The sequence below is a fragment of the Vibrio sp. T3Y01 genome, from assembly GCF_013114525.1.
GTDB lineage: Bacteria > Pseudomonadota > Gammaproteobacteria > Enterobacterales > Vibrionaceae > Vibrio > Vibrio chagasii_B.
Genome location: NZ_VTXJ01000006.1, coordinates 132601 through 155177, shown reverse-complemented (window position 1 = coordinate 155177; position 22577 = coordinate 132601). Strand labels below are relative to the sequence as shown.

General features: G+C 46.7%; 4 protein-coding genes. 2 read left to right on the top strand and 2 right to left on the bottom strand.

Going from position 1 to position 22577, the window contains the following annotated elements; translation table 11 throughout:
- Positions 1-2 precede the first annotated feature (2 nt).
- Positions 3-1352, bottom strand: coding sequence for an HlyD family type I secretion periplasmic adaptor subunit (locus tag F0232_RS08655; RefSeq protein ID WP_061031025.1), 1350 nt, complete (start codon positions 1350-1352; stop codon positions 3-5).
- 3 nt (positions 1353-1355) lie between these two features.
- Positions 1356-1718 (bottom strand): hypothetical protein, encoded by a 363-nt coding sequence (locus F0232_RS08650; protein ID WP_061031024.1) that lies wholly within the window; start codon positions 1716-1718, stop codon positions 1356-1358.
- Positions 1719-1902: 184 nt separating this feature from the next.
- Between F0232_RS08650 and F0232_RS08645 the strand changes: the two genes are divergently transcribed.
- Both F0232_RS08645 and F0232_RS08640 read left to right on the top strand, forming a co-directional pair.
- Positions 1903-21996 carry a tandem-95 repeat protein gene (locus tag F0232_RS08645; RefSeq protein ID WP_105058131.1) on the top strand — a complete coding sequence of 6698 codons (20094 nt, stop codon included), beginning with the start codon at positions 1903-1905 and terminating at the stop codon, positions 21994-21996.
- Positions 21997-22191: 195 nt separating this feature from the next.
- The gene (locus tag F0232_RS08640; RefSeq protein WP_105058132.1) at positions 22192-22545 is read left to right on the top strand and encodes a hypothetical protein; all 354 of its coding nucleotides are present in this window, start codon (positions 22192-22194) and stop codon (positions 22543-22545) included.
- Positions 22546-22577: the final 32 nt, after the last annotated feature.

The following is a 22577-nucleotide window of genomic DNA, read 5'->3' as shown; positions in this document are numbered from 1 at the left end:
CATTACCTCTCATCGAAAGCATCTTCGATGGCGGACATCACAGGCTTGGCTGCGTATTCGATGACTCGGCGTGAGCCCGTTTTGACATCGGCAGTAAATTCCATATAAGGGGATAGTTTGTATTGTGTGCCTCCTCGCTCAAGAAAATTTTGGCTTATCTCAATCTCTGCCAAATAGAACTCAGCGTCTTCTTCTTCGTAAGATGAGCGACTGATAGAGGCTATAGTTCCCTCTACAAAACCATACTTGGCAAAGTTATACGTATCCATTTTCACTTTTACTGCTTGGCCGATCTCCACAAACCCCATGTCTTTACGAGGGATTTTTGCTTCGCCGTGAAGAGAGTTATTGATCGGTGCGATATCAGCGATACTCTCGCCTGGAGGAATAACCGCCGACCGGAAGTTAAAGTGCAATTTGTCGACCACACCATCAACCGGTGAATAAACGACTAGGCGGTCAACCTTGTCTGAGTGCTGAGGTTGTAGGATTCGTTTCAGTTTGAGATCTTTGTTCGCTTGAATGATTTGTGCCTGATACTCTGAATTTCGATTCTCAACTAAATCACGATGTTGCTTTTCTAGTTTGTCGAGTTGGAATCGCTCGTTCATTACCGACTCATCCAGATTCTCTATTTCACGCACCATATTGGACTCTTGGACCTGCATATTGAGAACATCTACGTAAGAAGCCATCTCTTCTTTATAGAGAGTATTTTTGATATTGAGCTGTTTACGAATCAAAGAAAGCTGGTTCTCTGAACTTTTGCGGCGCTTTAGCATTGAGCTAATAAGGGAGTTTTTGTGCTTTATATCATGAGTGATGAGCTCTTCATTTGAGCGGTTTTTTGAGTACTCTTGTCGCCAGGTGTTCATGTTGGTTTGCACTTGTTCAGGGTACTGCTCAATGAATGTGGTGAAGTCGGGCTCCACCATATCGCGCAAGCTTTCATAACGAATCTTGTCTAGTTCAAGTTGGATGATCTCTGTATTTACTGTATCCAGCTGAGTATTGCGGTCGAGTGAGCGTATTCTCGCGATGGGTTGCCCTTCATAAACGACTTCACCTTTTCTTACGAGCAACTCTTCTAGAATCCCACCTTCTAGGTGTTGAACTTTTTCCACGTCAGATTCCAAAAGCAGTTCACCACGAACAGAAACAACAATGTCTATACGTGCTTGTGACGCCACGGCAACCGCAACCAGTGCCAGCATAAATATAATAAGCAGCGTTTTGTGAACACTACTCATTGCACTTGCTAGTACTATGGTATCGTCTGCTGTGACCTTAGTGGCTTCTGTATTAGAAACAAGGGCTTTTCTAAGGTGATGCTCAATTTGATTATTGCTCATGACCTACCTCGATACCTTGTTATCTGAAACGATTTCTAGTTCTAATAAATGATTTATTTGTCGATTAACGTTTAGCAATTCAGCTTTTACATCCTCTAAAAGTTCTTCCGGAGCAGGGAACTCGTGTTTACTTAAATGCTCCAGTTTCGCCATCTTAGGCGGCAAATCCTGGTCGCACAGTAGGGTTAAGATTGTCTTCAACTTTCTTGCGTAATGGTTAAGCTCATGGAAACGATGACCTTTATGAAGCTGTTCGATATTTGATGCTGCGTCAGAAAAATCCTTGTAAAAATCTCCCAATAGCAATTGCAGCCCTTTGTGGTTGTTGTCGATTGAACGCAACAAATTTGTCATGTCTATCATAATTCCACTGCCTTAATTGCTTTAATGACAATAACTAAGGATCTTTAAAGGAGAATTTCAAATTTTTTTTGCATCTTTATTTGTAAAAAGAAAATTATGAAAAATGTTGTATAAAAATTTGGTTTTCCGAAATGGTGTCCTTTAATGCCTGTAAACGATCAGTTAGCTAGTAGCAACGGAGGCTGTAATGGCAGGCGAAAATAACCAAAATAACCAAAATAACCAAAACGAAGATCTCAATGATGCTGTCGAACAAACGGACACGAATGATGCTGGTACTCCCTCTCAGCAGCAGAACCAACAGAATCAACAGAATACGATCGCGTCAACAATAGCGACTGGTGCTGAAAACACGGATGCAGCTGACGAAGTTAACCAAGCTCTAGCAGATAACCCAAGTGGCGCTGGTAACGAAGAAGAGGCTTCAGCTTCCGGTGGTGCTGTTCAAGAAGAAACGCCTGAAGGTGGCAGCGATTCTGATGATGCACAGTCGAATGTGGTTGGCGGCGCAGCTTCTGATGCGGGGACTGGAGAAGCGGCGGGTAGTGGTGGCGGTTCTGGTGCTGGAGCTCAAGCTGTAGGTGGTGAAAGCAATGAAGCTTCAGATGGCGGTGCAACTGCTGAAGGTAATGAAGAGCAGGGGCAGGCAGCGAGAACATCAGCATCGCCAAGTGCAGAATCTTCCGAAGCACCTGAACAACCGGTTGATGATGGCCTTGATTCACAGACAGTCGAAGAAACGTTTGCTGTTGATGTTCAAGCTTCAGATGAAGAGACCATTAGTGAAGTTGAAGACGACTTTGATTCAGAAACGGTAAGCGAAACCTTCAAAATCAAAGTAGAAGGTGAGAATGACGCACCAGAAGTAGAGCAAGATCTTGCTTACATCATGGATGAAGATGGCTCCATAACGTTCACTCAAGAACAACTACTCGAATACGCAAGTGATGTCGATGGAGATGACCTAGTCGCATCAAACGTTCAAGTTGGTGCTGATGCTACCGTTCAGGATAATGGTGATGGTACTTTTACCGTTGTTCCTTCCGCAGATTTCAACGGTGAGCTTGACCTAACATTTGATATCAGTGATGGCCAAGAAACCATTAGCAGCGCAATTGATCTAACGGTTCGCCCAATAAATGATGCGCCAGTTCCCGAAGATAAAACGTTCGAGATCGAAGAAGATGGCACACTTATCTTCACTGATGCAGACCTACTAGCAGGTGCGACGGATATTGAAGGCGACAACCTTACTGTTGAAGGTGTGACCTACGATGGCGGCGACGGTATCCTTACTGATAACGGTAACGGTACTTACACCTTCGCACCAAATGAGAACTTCAATGGCGACGTAAACTTCAGCTTCGATGTGTCGGATGGCACAGACACAGTGTCTGCCAACATCGATGTCAGCGTAACAGCTGTCGATGATTCGCCTGTATCAGGCGACCTAGCATACTCAGTGGACGAAGATGGCTCTATCCGTTTGAGCCAAGAGCAGCTTCTATCTCAAGCTTCTGACGTAGAGGGCGATGACCTAACAGCCAGCGGCCTAACGGTTGACGGTGATGCAACCGTCACTCAGAACGAAGATGGCAGCTTCACGATTACGCCAGATGAGAACTTTAACGGAGACATCGACATCAGCTTCGATATCTCTGATGGTACCAATACCGTTCAAGCGTCTGCTGACTTAACAGTTAACCCAGTTAACGATCTGCCAGTGCCTCAAGACCAACAATTCTCTGTTGAAGAAGACGGTACGTTAATCTTCACCGATGCTGACCTTCTAACAGGTGCAACGGACATTGAGGGTGATAACCTATCGGTTGAAGGGGTAACTTATGATGGCGGTGACGGCATTCTCACCGATAATGGCAATGGTACATACACCTTTGCACCAAATGAAAACTTCAACGGTGACGTAAACTTCAGCTTCGATGTGTCTGATGGCACTGATACTGTTTCTGCAAACATTGATGTAAGTGTTACTGCGGTTGATGATGCTCCTGTGTCTGGCGACCTAGCATACTCAATTGATGAAGACGGTTCGATTCGTTTAAGCCAAGAACAGCTGCTATCCCAAGCTTCTGACGTAGAGGGGGATGATCTAACTGCTAGCAGCCTAACGGTTGATGGGGATGCAACAGTTGTTCAGAATGATGACGGCAGCTTCACCATCACACCGGATGAGAACTTTAACGGTGACATCGACATCAGCTTTGATATATCTGATGGCACCAATACCGTTCAAGCGTCTGCCGACCTAACAGTTAACCCAGTTAACGATCTGCCAGTGCCTCAAGACCAACAATTCAGCGTAGAAGAAGACGGTACACTTGTCTTTACCGATGCAGACCTACTAAACGGTGCAACTGATGTTGAGGGAGATAACTTAACTGTTGAAGGGATCTCTTATGAAGGCACTGATGGCGTACTGACCGATAATGGTGATGGCTCTTATAGCTTTGCGCCAAATGAGAACTTCAATGGCGATGTGAGCTTCAGCTTCGATGTGTCTGATGGTACTGGCACAGTGTCGGCAAACATTGATGTTAGCGTGACTCCGGAAAATGATCCTCCAGTTGCGGGCTCTACGTCTTACACCGTAAATGAAGATAACTCGATTACTATTTCTGATGCACAACTGTTGGCAACTTCTTCAGATATTGAAGGCGATGTTTCTATCGACAGTGTGACGTATTCAGGCAGTGACGGTGTATTGGAAATCAATGGTGATGGTACATACACATTCTCACCAAATGAAAACTATAGCGGTGAGATATCACTTGATGTTGTGGTTGCCGATGAAGACGGCGCAACCGATGCAACAACGGCTGGGATCACCGTTCTAGAAGTAAATGATCCACCTGTAGCTGGTCCAACGTCGTACACGATTGATGAAGATTCAGTTCTAACATTCAGTGAATCACAAGTACTACTGAACGCTTCGGATGTGGAAGGCGATGTCGAGCTTGTTGGCATTAGCTACGACGGCCCAGATGGTATCTTCTCTGTAAATGGCGACGGCACTTGCAGCTTTGCACCAAATGAGAACTTCAATGGTCAAGTTCAACTTGATGTCACTATACGAGATGAAGACGGTGCAGAAGTCGAAACCGTTATTAATGTAGACGTATTGCCAATTAATGATGCTCCGGTGTCAGGTGATTTGGCATATAACGTAAACGAAGATGGCTCAATCACCTTGAGTCAGGAACAATTACTGTCTCAAGCATCTGACGTAGATGGCGATGACCTAACGGCGAGTGACCTAACGGTTGATGGTAACGCAACGGTAACGGCCAATGATGATGGCAGCTTCACAATTGTTCCTGACGCGAACTTTAACGGTGACATTGATATCCAATTCAATATCACTGATGGCACAGATACGGTTCAAGCCACTGCTGAGCTAACGGTTAACCCAGTTAACGACTTGCCAGTACCTCAAGATCAACAATTCACTATTGAAGAAGACGGTACGCTGCAATTCACTGACGCTGACCTGCTTACGGGTGCCACCGATATCGATGGCGATGACCCCACAGTAGAAGGCATCAGCTACACAGGTGGTGATGGCGTACTGACCGACCACGGTGATGGTACTTATACCTTTGCGCCAAATGAAAACTTCAATGGCGATGTGAACTTCAGTTTCGATGTGTCTGATGGCACAGAAACCGTTAGCGCTAACATTGATGTGAGTGTGACTCCTGAGAACGATCCGCCAGTTGCGGGTTCAACCTCATACATGGTCAATGAAGACAATGCCATCACAATTTCTGATGAACAGTTGCTAGCTAACTCTTCGGATATTGAAGGTGCGGTGTCGGTTGATACTGTGACTTACAGTGGCACTGATGGTGTGTTCCAAGATAACGGCGATGGCAGCTATACCTTCCTTCCTAACGAAAACTTCAGCGGTGATATTAGCCTTGATGTGATTGTTGCAGATGAAGAGGGTGCAATTGATGAAACCACAGCAGGTATTACCGTTCTTGAAGTGAACGACCCACCAGTTGCGGGTCCAACGTCATACACGATTGACGAAGATTCTGTTCTGACGTTCAGTGAATCTCAGATTCTTGTGAATGCTTCGGATATCGAAGGCGATGTAGAACTTGTTGGCATTAACTACGATGGCTCTGACGGTATCTTCACTGTAAATGGTGATGGTACATGCAGCTTTGCACCCAACGAAAACTTCAATGGTCAGGTTCAACTGGGTGTGACCATTCAAGATGAAGATGGCGCAACGGTTGAAACACACATTAACGTTGATGTATTGCCAATCAATGATGCGCCAGTATCGGGTGATTTGGCTTACACCATCAATGAAGATAGCTCCATCACGCTAAGCCAAGAACAATTGCTTGCAAGAGCCGATGATATTGATAGCGACAACTTAGAAGCTATCAACCTATCTACTGATGAAAATGCGACCATCCAACACAATGATGATGGTAGCTACACCATTACGCCTAACGCCGACTACAACGGTGACCTAGACCTGAACTTCGATATCATCGATAACGATGGTGGTTCAGTTCAAGTTGGCCTAGACATTACCGTGAATCCGGTTAATGACTTGCCACAAGCGCAAGATCAACAGTTCACGATTGAAGAAGACGGTACGTTACTCTTCACCGATGCTGACCTGCTTGCAGGTGCGTCGGATATTGATGGTGATGAACTGTCGATTGAAAACGTGCTCTACACAGGTGCAGATGGTGTTCTTAGCGATAATGGCGACGGCACATATAGCTTTGCTCCAAACGAGAACTTCAATGGTGATGTTCAATTCTCATTCGATGTCTCTGACGGTACTGATTCAACATCAGCTGTTATTGATGTCAGCGTAACGCCTGAGAATGATCCACCGGTAGCGGGCTCGACATCTTACACAGTCCAAGAAGATGGGCAAATCACGATCAGTGATGAGCAACTATTGGCAAACTCTTCCGATGTAGAAGGCGATGTTTCACTGTCTGGAGTATCGTACTCCGGTGATGACGGCTCATTTGTTGATAATGGCAATGGTACTTACACCTTTACGCCAAATGAAAACTTCGATGGTGATATTTCACTAGACGTTGTTGTCGTTGACGAAGACGGTGCAACCGCAACCACAACTGCTGGCATCGATGTTATTGCTGTGAATGATGGACCTGAAACTTCGGGCATTCAGGCTGAAGTCGATGAAGATAATTCAATCACCATTACTCAAGAGCAGTTACTCGCTAATGCGACCGATGTTGAAGGTGATGAGTTAACGGCATCTAACCTACAAACCAACGATCCAGATGCGACAATTGTTACTAATGACGATGGTTCATTCACTATTACGCACACAGAAAACTTCAATGGCGAGTTGGATTTCACATACAGCATCAGTGATGGTGAGAATGAAGTTCTGACGACACTCGACTTGACGGTTAACCCTGTCAACGATGCGCCAGAAGCGGGCGATGAAATCTTCATCCAAGCGCAAGAAGACCAAACAGTTGGTGTGACACTTCGTGAAGAACCAGCACTACGTTTAGACCAAGCGCCAGAAAACGGCATCATTGAAGCAAATGTGAATGACGAATGGGTGGTACTGGAAGTAGGACAAGAAGTTCCTGCAGATACCGAAGTGCGCTTTGTTCCAAGTGAAGATGCTCTTGCTGAAGGTACACACACCACACAAATCGGTACGTTTGACGATAACGCGAGTGTGGATGATTGGGGTACAGAAGTTGACCCTTATACGCGTGAGTTCTCAGATGGTGACTTAACGGTAACTGTTCAAAGTAACGATGACCCTCTTGGTGCCTGGAATGGCAACACCCACATTGGTCATGGTATCGGTGATACTGACCGCCAAGGCTTAAGTGGTGATGAGAAACTGACGGTTTCAGTTGAAGGTCAAGACATCAATGAAATCAGTTTCCACCTAGATGGTTTGGGTGGCTGGTTCATGGAAGAGTCTCGTCACTTTACAGAAGTAGAAATCAAAGCGTTCAATGAGGATGGCGACCTAATTGACTCGATGACTTACCACAAAGAAGACCGTGGTACTTTCGAGACAGATTACACGCTAACGGTTGATCAACCAGTGTCCTACTTTGAGCTTGGTACCGTGCAAGGTAATGGTACTTACGTCGTTCAAAACATGACAGTGTCACAAACTTGTCATGATGAAGCGGTGTTTACATCGATTGGTGTAGATGGCTCAGAGATTACTGAAACGGTTGAGTTGAATATCCATGCGGGTGACAACGAAATTGAGTTAACGGCTGATCTTCCGAATATTACTGTCGATACCGATGGTTCGGCCCAGTTTGCTTCGGTTGTAATTACCGAAGAGCAACTACTGGCGCAAGCATCTGATATTGATGGCGACGACCTTGATATTGAAAATCTAGAGCTAGTGGGTGAAAACTCAGAGCATGCAACACTCACCGATAATGGTGATGGAACTTGGACGGTAACACCGGATGAAAACTTCCATGGTGAAATCGAACTTGGTTACCAAGTTACCGATGGTGAGCTAACAGACAGCAACATCATTAATATCAACTTCGAATCGGTGAATGATGCGCCAATCGTTTCTGGCCCGATTGTTCTATCGACAGACGAAGATGAAGGTATCACGTTCAGTGCAGATGACTTGCTAGCGAACACCACAGATGTGGAAGGCGATACGCTGTCTATTTCTGACATCACTTACGGTGGTGATAACGGTGACTTAGTCGACAACGGCGATGGTACGTTTACCTTCATGCCGAATGAAAACTTCAATGGTGAAATCGACATCGACTACAAGGTGTTTGATGGAACTGATGAAGTTGCAACGCATCTAGACCTAACGGTTGTACCAGTCAATGATGTGCCGGTTCCGGGTGAACCATTGCACACCCAAATGCTTGAAAACGGCTCCATGATCATCGAAGCGAAAGACCTATTGTCTGGTGCTACCGATGTTGATGGCGACATTCTTCATGTCGAAAACCTATTACTTGCAGACCAAACGCAAGGTACGTTAACGGATAACGGTGATAATACCTTTACCTTCGAACCTGCAGAAGACTTCTACGGTGAAGTGAATCTGACTTTCGATATCAGTGATGGCCAAGCAAGCGCACCAAGTACAGCAAGAGTTGACGTTGAAATTGTCAATGAAGGCCCAGAGGTTAGTGGTCCTATTGAAGCCGCTGTTGATGAAGACGGTTCAATCACTATCACTCAAGAGGATCTGTTAGCGAATGCAACCGATGTCGATGGCGATAACCTTGAAGCAGTTAACTTTGCGACCAACGATCCAAATGCGGTTGTTGTAGAAAACCCAGACGGTAGCTTCACTATTACACCAAGTGCAGATTTCTTTGGTGAGATTGAGTTTACTTATGATGTCACTGACGCGATCGAAACTGTTGCGGCTGACCTCAACCTAACCGTAAACCCTATCAACGATGCACCAGATGTACCGGACATGTCTTTCACTACGGAAGACGGTCAAGCGATTACTATTACTGAAGCTGAGTTACTGGCACAAGCGACAGACGTTGAAGGCGATGAGCTGTCAGTTGTGAATGTAACGAGTGCAAGCGACACGGTAGAAGTCACAGACAATGGCGATGGAACATACACATTGACCCCAGAGCAGGGCTTCTTCGGTAACGTTGACTTAGCGTTTGATGTGAGCGACGGCACTGATGTGGTTGCTGCAAACATCGACCTAAAAGTTGAGTTCGTCAACGATGCGCCAGAAGCGACGCCAATGGTGGCAGATGTCGACGAAGATGGTTCAATCCTCGTTACACAAGAAATGTTGTTGGAGAACGCGAGCGACCAAGATGGCGACGATCTGTTTGCAAGTTCATTGGAAACTAACGATCCAAATGCAAGTATCGTAGACAATGGCGATGGTACGTACACGGTGACGCCGTCACAAAACTTCAATGGTGATATAGAGTTCACTTATGAGGTCAGCGATGGTGAACTAAGTACGTCGAATGAGATGACATTGACCGTGAACCCGGTGAATGACATTCCAATTGTTGCTCCAGGCATGTACCACATCGAAGAAGATGGCAGCATCCTGTTCACTCAAGAGGATCTGTTGAGTGGTGCGATTGATATTGATGGCGATGACCTCAGTGTTACTAGCATCAATTACTCTGGCGATGAAGGTACAGTCACCGATAACGGCGATGGCACGTTCAGCTTCGTTCCTGAAGAGCACTTCAGTGGTGACCTGCAGTTCAGCTTTACGGTGACAGATGGCACGGATGAAGTTGAACAAGACATCAATGTTCACATTGAAGCCGTAGCTGATGCACCTGACCTAGTGATCACGGATGGCGATGGTGTCAACGTTGATGATGAAGCAATTCTGGTTGAGCCAGGCGGCATTGTTGAGCTTAATATTGCGGCTGCGCTAGTAGACCAAGATCTATCAGAAACACTGACGGTAACGGTTGATGGTGTGCCTGAAGGCTCAGTGATTACCTACGATAACGAAGGGGTAATCAATAACCAAGACAACGGTATCACCAGTTACAACGATACTGAAATCACAGTCACATTTGAGGGTGAGACGGCTGGTTACGAAAACACAGCGGGTTACTACAAAGTTGACGAAGACGGCAACATCACGGGCGTTGAAATCGTCTACGAGAACGCCTCACAAGTCGATGGTGGTGGTGACCTTGTTCCTGGGCAAGAACAGTTCAGCTTCCAAGTGGCGGAAGGCGAAAGCTTTAACCTGTTCTTAATTCCAAACGGACATCAGCACAACGACTTTGATGCGATGCAAGACGGTCAGTACGAGTTCCGTGCTGAGGATGGTTCACCTGCGAACATGGATACGGTTGATCCTCAACTTGTCTTTGTTGCGGCAGATGGAACCGAGACCGTGATTCAAGGCCAGAATGGTGACGCGATCTTCCATGGTGGTTCAAGCTCTCAGCTAAACCAAGATGGTATCGAACATACTCGCACGACGGTTAATGAAGACGGCGAGCTGGTTTACGGCTTTGAAGATTTGTATGGCGGCGGTGATGCTGACTACACAGATTTCAACTTCACAATCGATGTAGGTGAGGTGAACAGCCAAATCTACAGCGGTGAAGTGACGGTTGGCCCTGATGGTACGGTGAACTTACCAACAACGGCTATCGAAAATGCACTACAAATCCAGCTACCTGAAGACTTCAACGAACAGCTTGAAGTTCATGTAACCGCAACCGCAACAGAGTTATCGAATGATGATTCTGAAACGGTCTCTCAAACCATCTACATTAACGCGACAGGCGCGCACATTGAGCACGCACCTGAAGCACTTCCGGTTTCTGCAACGGTTGAAGAAGATGGTTCAATCATCATTACGCAAGAAGACCTATTGGCTAATGCGCGTGATTTAGATGGCGATCAGTTGACGGCTCTGAATTTAGCAACCGATGATGAGAGCGTTACGATTACCGATAACGGTGATGGTACGTACACATTAACGCCAGATGCTGATTTCAATGGTGATGTCAGCTTTACGTTTGATGTGTCTGATGGTGATGATGTTGTCTCTACCAATCTAGAGCTAACAGTTTCACCAGTGAACGACGGTCCAGAAGCACAAGACCAGGCATTCACAGTCGGCGAAGATGGCGTGTTAACTTTCAATGACCAAGACTTGTTAACAGGTGCAACGGACATTGAAGGGGACGAACTAAGTGTTGAAGGTGTGACTTACACTGGCGCAGATGGTGTCCTAACCGATAATGGCGATGGCACATACAGTTTCGCGCCAAACGAAAACTTCAATGGCGATGTGAACTTCTCGTTCAATGTATCAGATGGTACCGATACGGTAACCGCTAACATTGATGTGAACGTGACGCCAGAGAATGATCCACCAGTTGCGGGTAGCACGTCTTACACGGTTCATGAAGACAACTCTATTACGATCAGTAACGAACAACTGCTAGCGAACTCTTCGGATATCGAAGGCGAAGTCGCAATTGATAACGTGACTTACAGTGGTAGCGACGGTGTTCTGGAAATCAACGGTGACGGCACATATACCTTTTCTCCAAACGAGAACTTCAATGGCGAAGTTAGCCTAGATGTTGTCGTGACGGATGAAGATGGCGCGACTCAAGCAACAACGGCGGGTATAACTGTCCTTGAGGTGAACGATCCGCCAGTTGCTGGCCCAACGTCATACACCATTGATGAAGATTCAGTACTGACTTTCAATGAGTCTCAAGTTCTGCTGAACGCCTCTGATATTGAAGGTGACGTACAACTTGTTGAGATCAACTACGACGGTCCAGACGGAATCTTCTCAATCAATGGTGACGGCACATGTAGCTTTGCACCGAATGAAAACTTCAACGGTCAAGTCCAGTTGGATGTGACCATTCAAGATGAAGACGGCGCTCAAGTTGATACTCATATTACGGTTGATGTCTTACCAATCAATGATGTTCCAGTATCAGGAGACTTGGCATACAGCGTAGAGGAAGACGGTTCTATTACCTTGAGCCAAGAGCAACTTCTTTCTCAAGCTAGCGATGTAGACGGAGACGACCTTACTGCTTCTAACTTGATTGTTGATGGGGACGCGACGGTTGTTGCTAATGATGACGGTAGCTTTACCATTACGCCGGATGCGAACTTCAATGGTGACATTGACCTAACGTTCGACATTAGCGATGGTACAGATACACTGGTTGCGACGGCTGACCTAACCGTTAATCCAGTTAATGACCTTCCACAACCACAAGATCAAACGTTCAGCATTGGCGAAGACGGCATCTTGAACTTCACTGATGAAGACTTGCTAACAGGTGCGACTGACATTGATGGGGATGACCTATCGGTTGAAGGCGTTACTTACACAGGTGCCGACGGCGTTCTTACTGATAATGGCGACGGAAGCTACAGCTTTGCGCCAAACGAAAACTTCAATGGTGATGTGAACTTCAGTTTCGATGTGTCAGATGGCACGGATACGGTTCAAGCCAACATTGATGTCAGCGTGACACCAGAGAACGATCCACCGGTTGCAGGTAGCACGTCTTACACCGTTCATGAAGACAACTCAATTACCATCAGTGACGAACAGTTGCTTGCTAACTCTTCAGACATTGAAGGTGATGTGGCTGTCGATAGTGTGACTTACACTGGCGCTGACGGTGTCTTTGAAGACAACGGTGACGGTACTTACACCTTCTCACCAAACGAAAACTTCAACGGCGAAGTTAGCCTTGATGTTGTCGTAACTGATGAAGAGGGTGCAACTGAAGCGACCACCGCGGGTATTACTGTACTTGAGGTGAACGATCCACCAATCGCAGGCTCAACGAGCTACTCAGTCAACGAGGACGAAGTTATCACCATCAGTTCAGAGCAACTGTTGGCGAACGCTTCTGATATCGAAGGTGAAGTGGCGATTGATAGCGTTAACTACACAGGCTCAGACGGTATCTTTACCGACAATGGTGACGGAACATTCAGCTTCGCACCTAACGCGAACTTCGATGGCGATGTAAGCCTTGATGTTGTCGTTACTGATGAAGAAGGCGCAACCGTAGCGACCAACGCAAGCATAGATGTTCTGCCTGTTAACGATGCTCCGGTATCGGGCGACTTGGCGTACAGCGTGGACGAAGATGGCTCAATTACCTTGAGCCAAGAGCAATTACTTGCTCAAGCGAGTGATGTTGACGGCGATGACTTAACAGCGGCTAACCTAACCGTTGGTGGTGACGCGACAGTTACAGCCAACGATGATGGTAGTTTCACTATCACGCCAGATGCTAACTTCAATGGCGACATTGATTTGAACTTCGACATTACCGATGGTGATGCGACGCTTCAAGCAACGGCTGACCTAACGGTTAACCCAGTTAATGACTTGCCAACAGTCGGTGAGCCACAATTTGTGACTCAAGAAGACACCAGCTTTACCTTCACTGAAGAGCAACTACTGCAAAATGCAGGCGACATTGATGGCGATAACTTATCGGTTGAAAATGTGGCTTCAGATAGCGGTACTCTGGTCGATAACGGCGACGGTACTTACACATTCGCACCGAATGAAAACTTCGACGGCAATGTAAATGTGACGTTCGACGTGAATGACGGTACAGCGACAGTACCAGCAGAAGCGACAATTGATGTTCAATCTGTGGTTGATATGCCAGAGCTGTCGATTGCGTCTGACCTAGTGATTGCGTCAGACAACTTCGAGTCTGGCTCAAACGGCTGGAATACCGGTACTGAAAGCTCACAAGGCTTCGAATCAGGTGACATGCTAGGTCGTATTGGTGGCACTGGTGGCGAGGAATCGGTTAGCAAAACTTACGACATTCCAAGTGATGTGAGCGAAGTTAATATCTCGTTCAGCTTCTACGAAATCGACTCTTGGGATGGTGAGTCGTTCCAAATCTTTGTTGGTGGCGAAGAGCTTACCTCGTTAGATAACTCTGCGTTCCGTACCGAAGATGGCACAACAACGCTTTACGATTCAGAAGGAAATGAAGTCGGCGAAGTGGTTCATGGTGTGTCGCAAGGTGAGGGCTTCAGTGGATGGAATGACCAAGCACACCAAATCAACCTAACGGTGCCGGTTGAAGACGGCCAACTTGAACTTGGCTTTGGTTCAACCTTGAATCAAAGCGTCAATGACGAGTCGTTTGGTATCGACAACATCGAAATATCAGTGTCTGACGCCGATTACCAAATCATTGGTACCGAAGACACACCAGTTCCACTGGATATTGATGCTGCATTAACGGATACCGATGGTTCAGAAAATCTCGCTATCTTGATTGAAGATGTACCAGAGGGAAGTTCACTTTCTGCAGGTACTGACAACGGTGATGGCACATGGTCTCTACAGCCAGAAGAGCTTGCAGGACTAGAGTTTATCCCTTCAGATGATTTCAATGGCGATGTAGTACTGACAGTCAATGCGACATCAACGGATGTTGATACTGGTACAACCGCAACGGCAACACAAGATGTGACGATTCACATCTCGCCAGCAAACGATGCGCCAGAGGTAGAAGGTGATATCAGTGCAGTCACTGCCGAAGACAACAGCATCACATTAACGCAAGAGCAGTTGTTAGAACACGCTGTCGATATTGATGGTGATGATCTATCTGCAATCAACCTAACCACCAATGATGAAAATGCGACCGTTGAAATGAACGACGATGGCAGTTTCACCATTACACCAAGTGAAAACTTCAACGGTAATATCGAATTTAGTTACGATGTCACCGATGGAGAGGACATGGTCGCTGCTGGCCTAGACTTGACGGTAACACCTGTCAATGATGCGCCAGAGTTGCAAGACCAAGCATTTACTATTGGTGAAGATGGGGTTCTTAACTTCTCTGACACTGACCTGTTAACGGGTGCAACGGATGTTGAAGGTGATGACCTAACAGTCGAAGGTGTGACATACACTGGTGCTGATGGTGTGCTTACCGACAATGGTGACGGGAACTACAGCTTTGCGCCAAACGAGAACTTCAATGGTGATGTGAACTTCAGCTTTGATGTGTCAGATGGCACGGATACGGTTCAAGCCAACATTGATGTGAGCGTGACTCCTGAGAACGATCCACCTGTAGCGGGTAGCACGTCTTACACTGTGCATGAAGACAACTCAATCACGATCAGTAACGAACAGCTATTAGCCAACTCTTCAGATGTTGAAGGTGAGGTTGCGATTGATAGTGTGACTTACACTGGCAGTGACGGTGTGTTCGAAGACAACGGTGACGGCACTTACACCTTCTCTCCAAACGAGAACTTCAATGGTGATGTGAGTTTAGCGGTTGTTGTTACCGATGAAGAAGGAGCAACAGAAGCGACCACCGCGGGAATCACCGTACTAGAGGTGAACGATCCGCCAATCGCAGGCTCAACCAGTTACTCAGTCAACGAAGATGAAGTTATCACCATCAGTGCAGAGCAACTGTTGGCGAACGCTTCTGATATTGAAGGTGAAGTGGCGATTGATAGCGTGAACTACACAGGCGCTGACGGTATCTTTACTGACAACGGTAACGGCACATTCAGCTTTGCACCGAACGCAAACTTCGATGGCGATGTTAGCCTCGATGTCGTGGTGACTGATGAAGACGGTGCGACAGTAGCCACCAGCGCAAGTATTGATGTTCTTCCAATTAATGATCCACCAGTATCGGGTGACTTGGCATACAGCATTGATGAAGATGGTTCCATTACTCTGACTCAAGAGCAGTTACTGTCTCAAGCATCTGATGTGGATGGCGATGATCTGACCGCAAGCAACTTAAGCGCAGGCGATAATGCAACCGTTGTTGATAATGGCGATGGCACCTTTACGGTAACGCCAGATGCGAACTTCAATGGCGATATCGACCTGAGCTTTGATGTTTCGGACGGTACTGAGTCGATTGTGGCGAACGCCGATCTGACGGTTAACCCAGTCAATGACTTGCCAACGACATCTGATGTTTACGCGAACGTTGATGAAGATAATGTCATCACTATCACGCAGGAGCAGCTACTTGCGAATGCCGCTGATATTGAGGGCGATGACCTTGTCGCTTCCGACTTAACCTTAGTGGGTGACGATGCAACGATTGTCGACAATGGCGATGGCACGTTCTCAATCACTCCAAGCGAAAACTTCAATGGCTACATCGATGTTGCCTACAGCATCAGCGATGGCGACACTCCAATTGCCGCTAACTTAGGCTTAACCGTTGACCCAGTGAACGACGCACCGATTGTTTCTGCTGATGTGGCGATAACCATTGAAGAAGATGGTTCATACACCATTACTCAAGAAGAGCTCCTACAATTCGCGACTGACATCGAAGACGATGACATGACCGCAATTATTGGACAACAGGGCGATGAAACAACCGTAACCGGTACAGTGTTGGACGCTGAAACCAGTAATCCAGTGTCTGGTGCAGAAGTCACCCTGACCGACAGCGCTGGCAATAGCTACACCACAGTAACGGATGATTCAGGTAATTACTCTGTTACAGGTTCAGTCGTTGACCAAGGCACGGTAACCATTGAACAAGAAGGTTCAATTACCAGTAGCTTCCTTGTCCCTGCGGGCGAAGATGTGAATGGTGGCGTAACTGCAATATCTGAAGTACTTGAAGAAACAGATATGCGTATCGTGGTGACTTGGGGTGAAAGTCCTCGAGATATGGATAACCACTTATGGCTATATGATACAGAGAATGGCAATGAGCTAGACCATATCTACTACCGCGACATGAGCCATGATCTTGGTGAAGGTAACGTTGTTCAACAAGATGTTGATGACACAAATGGTGGCGGCCCTGAAACCATCACCATTCCAAACTACCAAGATGCGGACATGCACTATTCAGTACACAACTACACCAACAGAAGTTGGGATGTAGATGGTGTTGAAGATGTACAAGTTCAGGTGTTTGTAGGTGATACATTGGTTGAAACCTTCAGCCCGGATTTATCTGATAACCCATCAGGTGACCACTGGCATGTATTCGATATCGTGAATGGCATCATTGTTCCAAGCCAAGATGTCGGCACTCAAAATGCGTTCGACTTGCCAACCGCAGAAGAAGCGCTTGCGAATGAAAACGGCATTGATATCTCTGAATTGCTAACCGGCGATGAAGGTGATGACTCTGGTGATACGGGCGGAAACGAACCAAGTGTTGGAGATGTTTCAATTGAGAACGCGCTTATCACTGACAATGGTGACGGTACTTACACCATTACACCGGAAGAGAACTTCAACGGTGAATTCTCCATTAGCTACAACGTGGATGATGGTAACGGTGGGGTGACGCCTGCTGAGCTAGATGTGACCGTAACAGCAGTCAATGATCTTTCTGTGATTTACGATCATGACTACACCATTAATGAAGATGGCTCACTAACCTTCACTGATGAACAGTTACTGGCTGGTGCAACGGATATCGACGGCGACGACCTTTCTGTTGAATCTGTTAACTACGAAGGCACCGACGGTGTGTTCACGGATAACGGCGATGGCACTTATACCTTCGCTCCAAACGAGAACTTCAATGGCAGCGTCGACCTTACTTACGATGTCAGCGATGGCACCGATGTGGTATCGGCAAACATTGATGTTCAAGTTGTTCCAATCAATGACGTACCGGCAGCGGGTTCTACAACTTACAGCGTTGAAGAAGATGGCAGTATCACCCTAAGCGATGCACAACTTCTGGCGAACAGCTCAGACGTTGAAGGGGATGTCTTTGTTAGCGATGTTAGCTACAGCGGCACAGATGGTGTGTTCACGGATAATGGTGATGGCACTTACACCTTCTCGCCGAACGAAAACTTTAACGGCGACATCAGCCTTGATGTGTCTGTTATGGATGAGGATGGCGCAACGGCTGAAACAACGGCAGGCATCGACGTTATTGCTGTCAACGACCTACCAGTTGCAGGTTCAACGACCTACAGCGTTGATGAAGATAATGTGATTATTATCTCTGATGCGCAGCTTCTTGCGAACAGCTCAGACATTGAAGGTGATGTATCCGTTAGTGACGTTTCTTACTCGGGTGCAGACGGTATCTTTACTGATAACGGTGATGGTACTTACAGCTTCGCACCAAATGAAAACTTCAACGGTAATGTCAGCCTAGATGTCACCGTGGCTGATGAAGATGGTGCTACTGTTCAAACGACGGCGGGCATTGATGTTATCGCAGTTAACGATGCACCAGTTTCAGGTGACTTGGCGTACTCAGTTGATGAAGACGGCTCAATCACCCTAAGCCAAGAGCAGCTGCTTGCTCAAGCATCTGATGTTGATGGCGATACTCTAACCGCATCTAACCTAACAGCAGGTGACAACGCGATAGTAACGGCGAACGATGATGGTTCATTTACGATTACACCGGATGCGGACTTCAATGGCGACATTGACCTAAGCTTCGATGTATCGGATGGCCTTGAAACCGTTCAAGCAGGCGTTGAGCTAACGGTTAATCCTGTTAACGACCTACCGACTGCTGATGATGTAAGTTACACCATTGAAGAAGACGGCTCGCTAACCTTCACGGATGCAGATCTACTTGCTGGCGCTGCGGACATTGATGGTGATGACCTATCTATCGCTGATGTGTCTTACACAGGTGCAGAGGGTGTGTTCACCGATAACGGCGACGGCACTTATAGCTTTGCTCCGAATGAGAACTTCAATGGCGATGTAAACCTTGGTTTCACAGTGTCTGACGGTACTGATACGGTTGACGCCAACATCGATGTGACAGTCACGGATGTGAATGATGTACCAGTGGCGGGCGCAACGTCTTACCAAATGAACGAAGATGGCACGATAACCATTAGCCCAGAGCAATTGATTGCGAACAGCTCAGACGTTGATGGCGAAGTGTCGCTAGAGAGTGTGACTTACTCGGGCTCTGATGGCACCTTAGTTCAAAACGATAATGGCTCAGTGACATTCACACCAAGTGAGAACTTTAACGGTGATATTAGCTTAGATGTTGTTGTAACCGACGATGACGGTGCGACAGCAACAACAACGGCAGGTATCGAAGTTCTGGCTGTGAACGATGGACCTGAATCAGAGGATGTGAATCTAACCACAGCCGAAGACAGCACCATTCTTATCACACAAGACATGTTGTTAGCTCAAGCTACAGATATCGATAACACTGTTGACGAGCTGTCTGCTTCAGGTCTACAGATTGACCCTAGTTTGGGTGAGTTGCTAGATAACGAAGATGGTACTTGGTCATTCACGCCAAACGAAAACTTCAATGGCGATGTGCCAATGACGTTTAACGTTAGCGATGGCCAAGAGACAATATCAGTCGACGGCAACATCGATGTCACGCCAGTGAATGATGCACCTGATGCACCAACCATTCAGATGCAAGGCGAAGAAGATGTGGTCATGGTGATTGACCCGGCTTACATCGCGGATCAAGTGACGGATCTTGATGGTGACGAGATCAGCATCGAAAGCATTACGGTTCGTGCTCCAGCCAATGCGACCTTAAGTCAGCAGCCAGATGGCATGTATCACTTAGTGACTACTCAAGACTTCAATGGCTTGGTAGAGCTAGGTTATCAAGCAACAGATGGCGAAGAAGTGGTTGATGGTTCGCTGAATGTGGATGTGATTCCAGTTAACGACGCTCCATTCAATGTCGGTAACGCCATGATGACCACAGACGAAGATGGCGCGTTCACCTTCGACGCTGGCGACTTGATGAACTTGTTCGGTGACATTGATACCGCTGACCTTGTAGTTTCACGCATTATCACCGCAGACGGTGAAGATGGCGGAGAAGTAACAGACAACGGCGATGGTACTTGGACCTTCACACCAACAGGCGACTTTGCAGGTGTATCTGACTTACAAGTTGTCGTAAGTGACGGTGAGTTTGAAACGGTGCTCGATGTTCCTGTGTATGTTCGTCCTGTTGCGGATGGCGCGGTGATTACAACCGACCATGATGGTCCACTTGTCTTCGGTGAAGATGAAACGGGTCACCTAGGGTTGAACGTTGGCTTAGTCGATGATTCAGAAACATTAAGTAATCTAGTGATGACTGGTTTCCCTGTTGGCTTCGAAGTGACTGATGGTGTGAACACCGTAATGATCACTGAACCGGGTCAATACATTGACTTGTTCGAGTGGGATATCTCAAACATTCAAATGACGCCTCCTGAAGATTTCCACGGTGAGTTCTTCGTAACCGTAAGTGCAACAACGGTTGACTACGGCGATGAACCAGAAGCGTTTGAAGATGGTATTGATTCAGGTGATTTTGAAACTGTTGCGGGTGACTCGATTATCCTAACAGCAGATGACCTAATTGGACTTGCTGAAAACGTAAACGCAGATGGTGATGATGAAGTGAAACTGGTTCACCTAGCAGACCGTAGCCAAGGTGAGATTGTCGATAATGGCGATGGCACGTGGACGTTTACACCAGCTCCTGGCTTTACTGGTGAAGCAGACATTGCGTACGTTATTGACAAGGATGGTGTACTTCATGATGAGCAAACTGGCGTAGTCGTTAAAGAGGGCGACTCACAAGAGAATGCGGCACCAGAAGTAAACAGCATCACAACCACTGAAATAGCGGCAGATGCTACCTTGACGTTCACTGATCAAGACATGTTAGCGAACCTGAGCGATGCAGCGGGCGATAGCTTGAGCATTGAGTCAGTGAGCTTGATGGAAGGTCAGGGCGTAATAGAGAGCGATAACCAAGGTAACTTCCAATTCACACCAGCCGAAGATTACACCGGCGATGTTCAAGTTGGATTTATTGCTACCGATGGTGAAAACCGCATCGAAAGCTTCTTCAATGTGGATATCCAAGGTGGCGATGAAGCGACTGCGAGTGACGGTTATGCATTAGCCGACGATGGTTCATTAACTATCACAGAATCGCAGTTGGTGGATGAACTTGGCGTGAGCGAAACGGCAGAAGTTGTCGATGTTGCAGACGCGAACGATGCAGGTTTCTTCGCTGAATCTGGTGAAGGAGAATGGACATACTGGCCAAACGAAGACTTCGACGGCAACTTAGCGATGAATGTCGACGTTAGCGATGGTGGTGAAGTATCGAGCCATAGCTTGAACATTCAAGTAGCCGATGATTCAGCACAGAGCGATGAACCACAAGTACAAGCCGCTCAAGCAACAGAAGAGCAGCAAGTGGAAGTCGCACAACAAGCTGATGACCAAGCTCAAGATGCTGAAGCAGAAGACAGCGTTGCTGACGTAACAGCCGCACCGGGCGATACTATCTCTATCTCGATCCCTGATGAGGTCAGTGGTAACGAATCGGTGGATTACGCAGAAATGTCTGGTTTACCTGAAGGTTCTAGCGTGAGTAATGCGTTGGATAACGGTGATGGTAGCTTCACTATCAGTGGTAACCTTGAGCAACCGGTATCGGTTGAGCTTCCTGAAGGTTACGAAGGCACTAGCGAGATCCAATTCCAAGGTTACGACGAATTGGGTAGCTCAATAGACGGTGCGAGCGGCTCGGTTGAAGTTGAGGTCGATGATCAATACACCATGCAAGGTTCTACTCAAGAGCAGCAAACAGACATGGCCGGTATGGAATCAGGTGGCAGTGACTGGACTAGTGCGGGTGGTCAAGACCAAGGTGTTGATTTCACAGACGACTCTGGAAGCTTCGACTCAGATTCGCAGTCTGGAAACGATCAAGGCAACGACTTCGACCAAAGCTCGATATAATCGAGAGGGCTTAGTTTTAGTCTAAACCGACAAGTAGATAGGGCAGCGTAAAGTTGCCCTGAGCAAAGCCATGTAGAGTGACCTTTGCATGGCTTTCTTATTTGTCGCTGAGATTCATTCTTCGGCTTCAATAAACTTGAGAATCCACAAGAATGTTCTTAGTTACTATAGAGAGAGTCAAAAAGGAGTGAGGGCATGTATCGTTATGTCAGTTCACCGCAAGCATCTAAATACATCGTGCCACCCCCACAACATCGAGAGCTATCAAATGTGGACGTGCCTGAGTGTGAATTAGAAATGCGTGAAATTCTAAATAACTGGTTTGCAGACGGATTGGCTCCAATTATTGAAAACGACCAGAGCTGCATATCCGAGAGTGAACAAGCCAGATTTGAGAAATTAAGTAACACGGTTGGCATGTTATTGAGAAATAAAGATTACTATTTTGCGGCGAAGCGAATTCTATCGTTGTGGGAGCAGAACCGCTTTGAGACCACTTATGTCAACTATCTGATCCTACGTAGTGAACGTACTACGCTTTATAGGTGACGTAGTATTGGTAACGCTATTGAGTTTTTTAG

Bases quoted from the DNA above. Each gene is read 5' to 3' on its own strand.
- F0232_RS08640 (WP_105058132.1), top strand. From the start codon at position 22,192: ATGTATCGTTATGTCAGTTCACCGCAAGCATCTAAATACATCGTGCCA.
- F0232_RS08655 (WP_061031025.1), bottom strand. From the start codon at position 1,352: ATGAGCAATAATCAAATTGAGCATCACCTTAGAAAAGCCCTTGTTTCT.
- F0232_RS08645 (WP_105058131.1), top strand. From the start codon at position 1,903: ATGGCAGGCGAAAATAACCAAAATAACCAAAATAACCAAAACGAAGAT.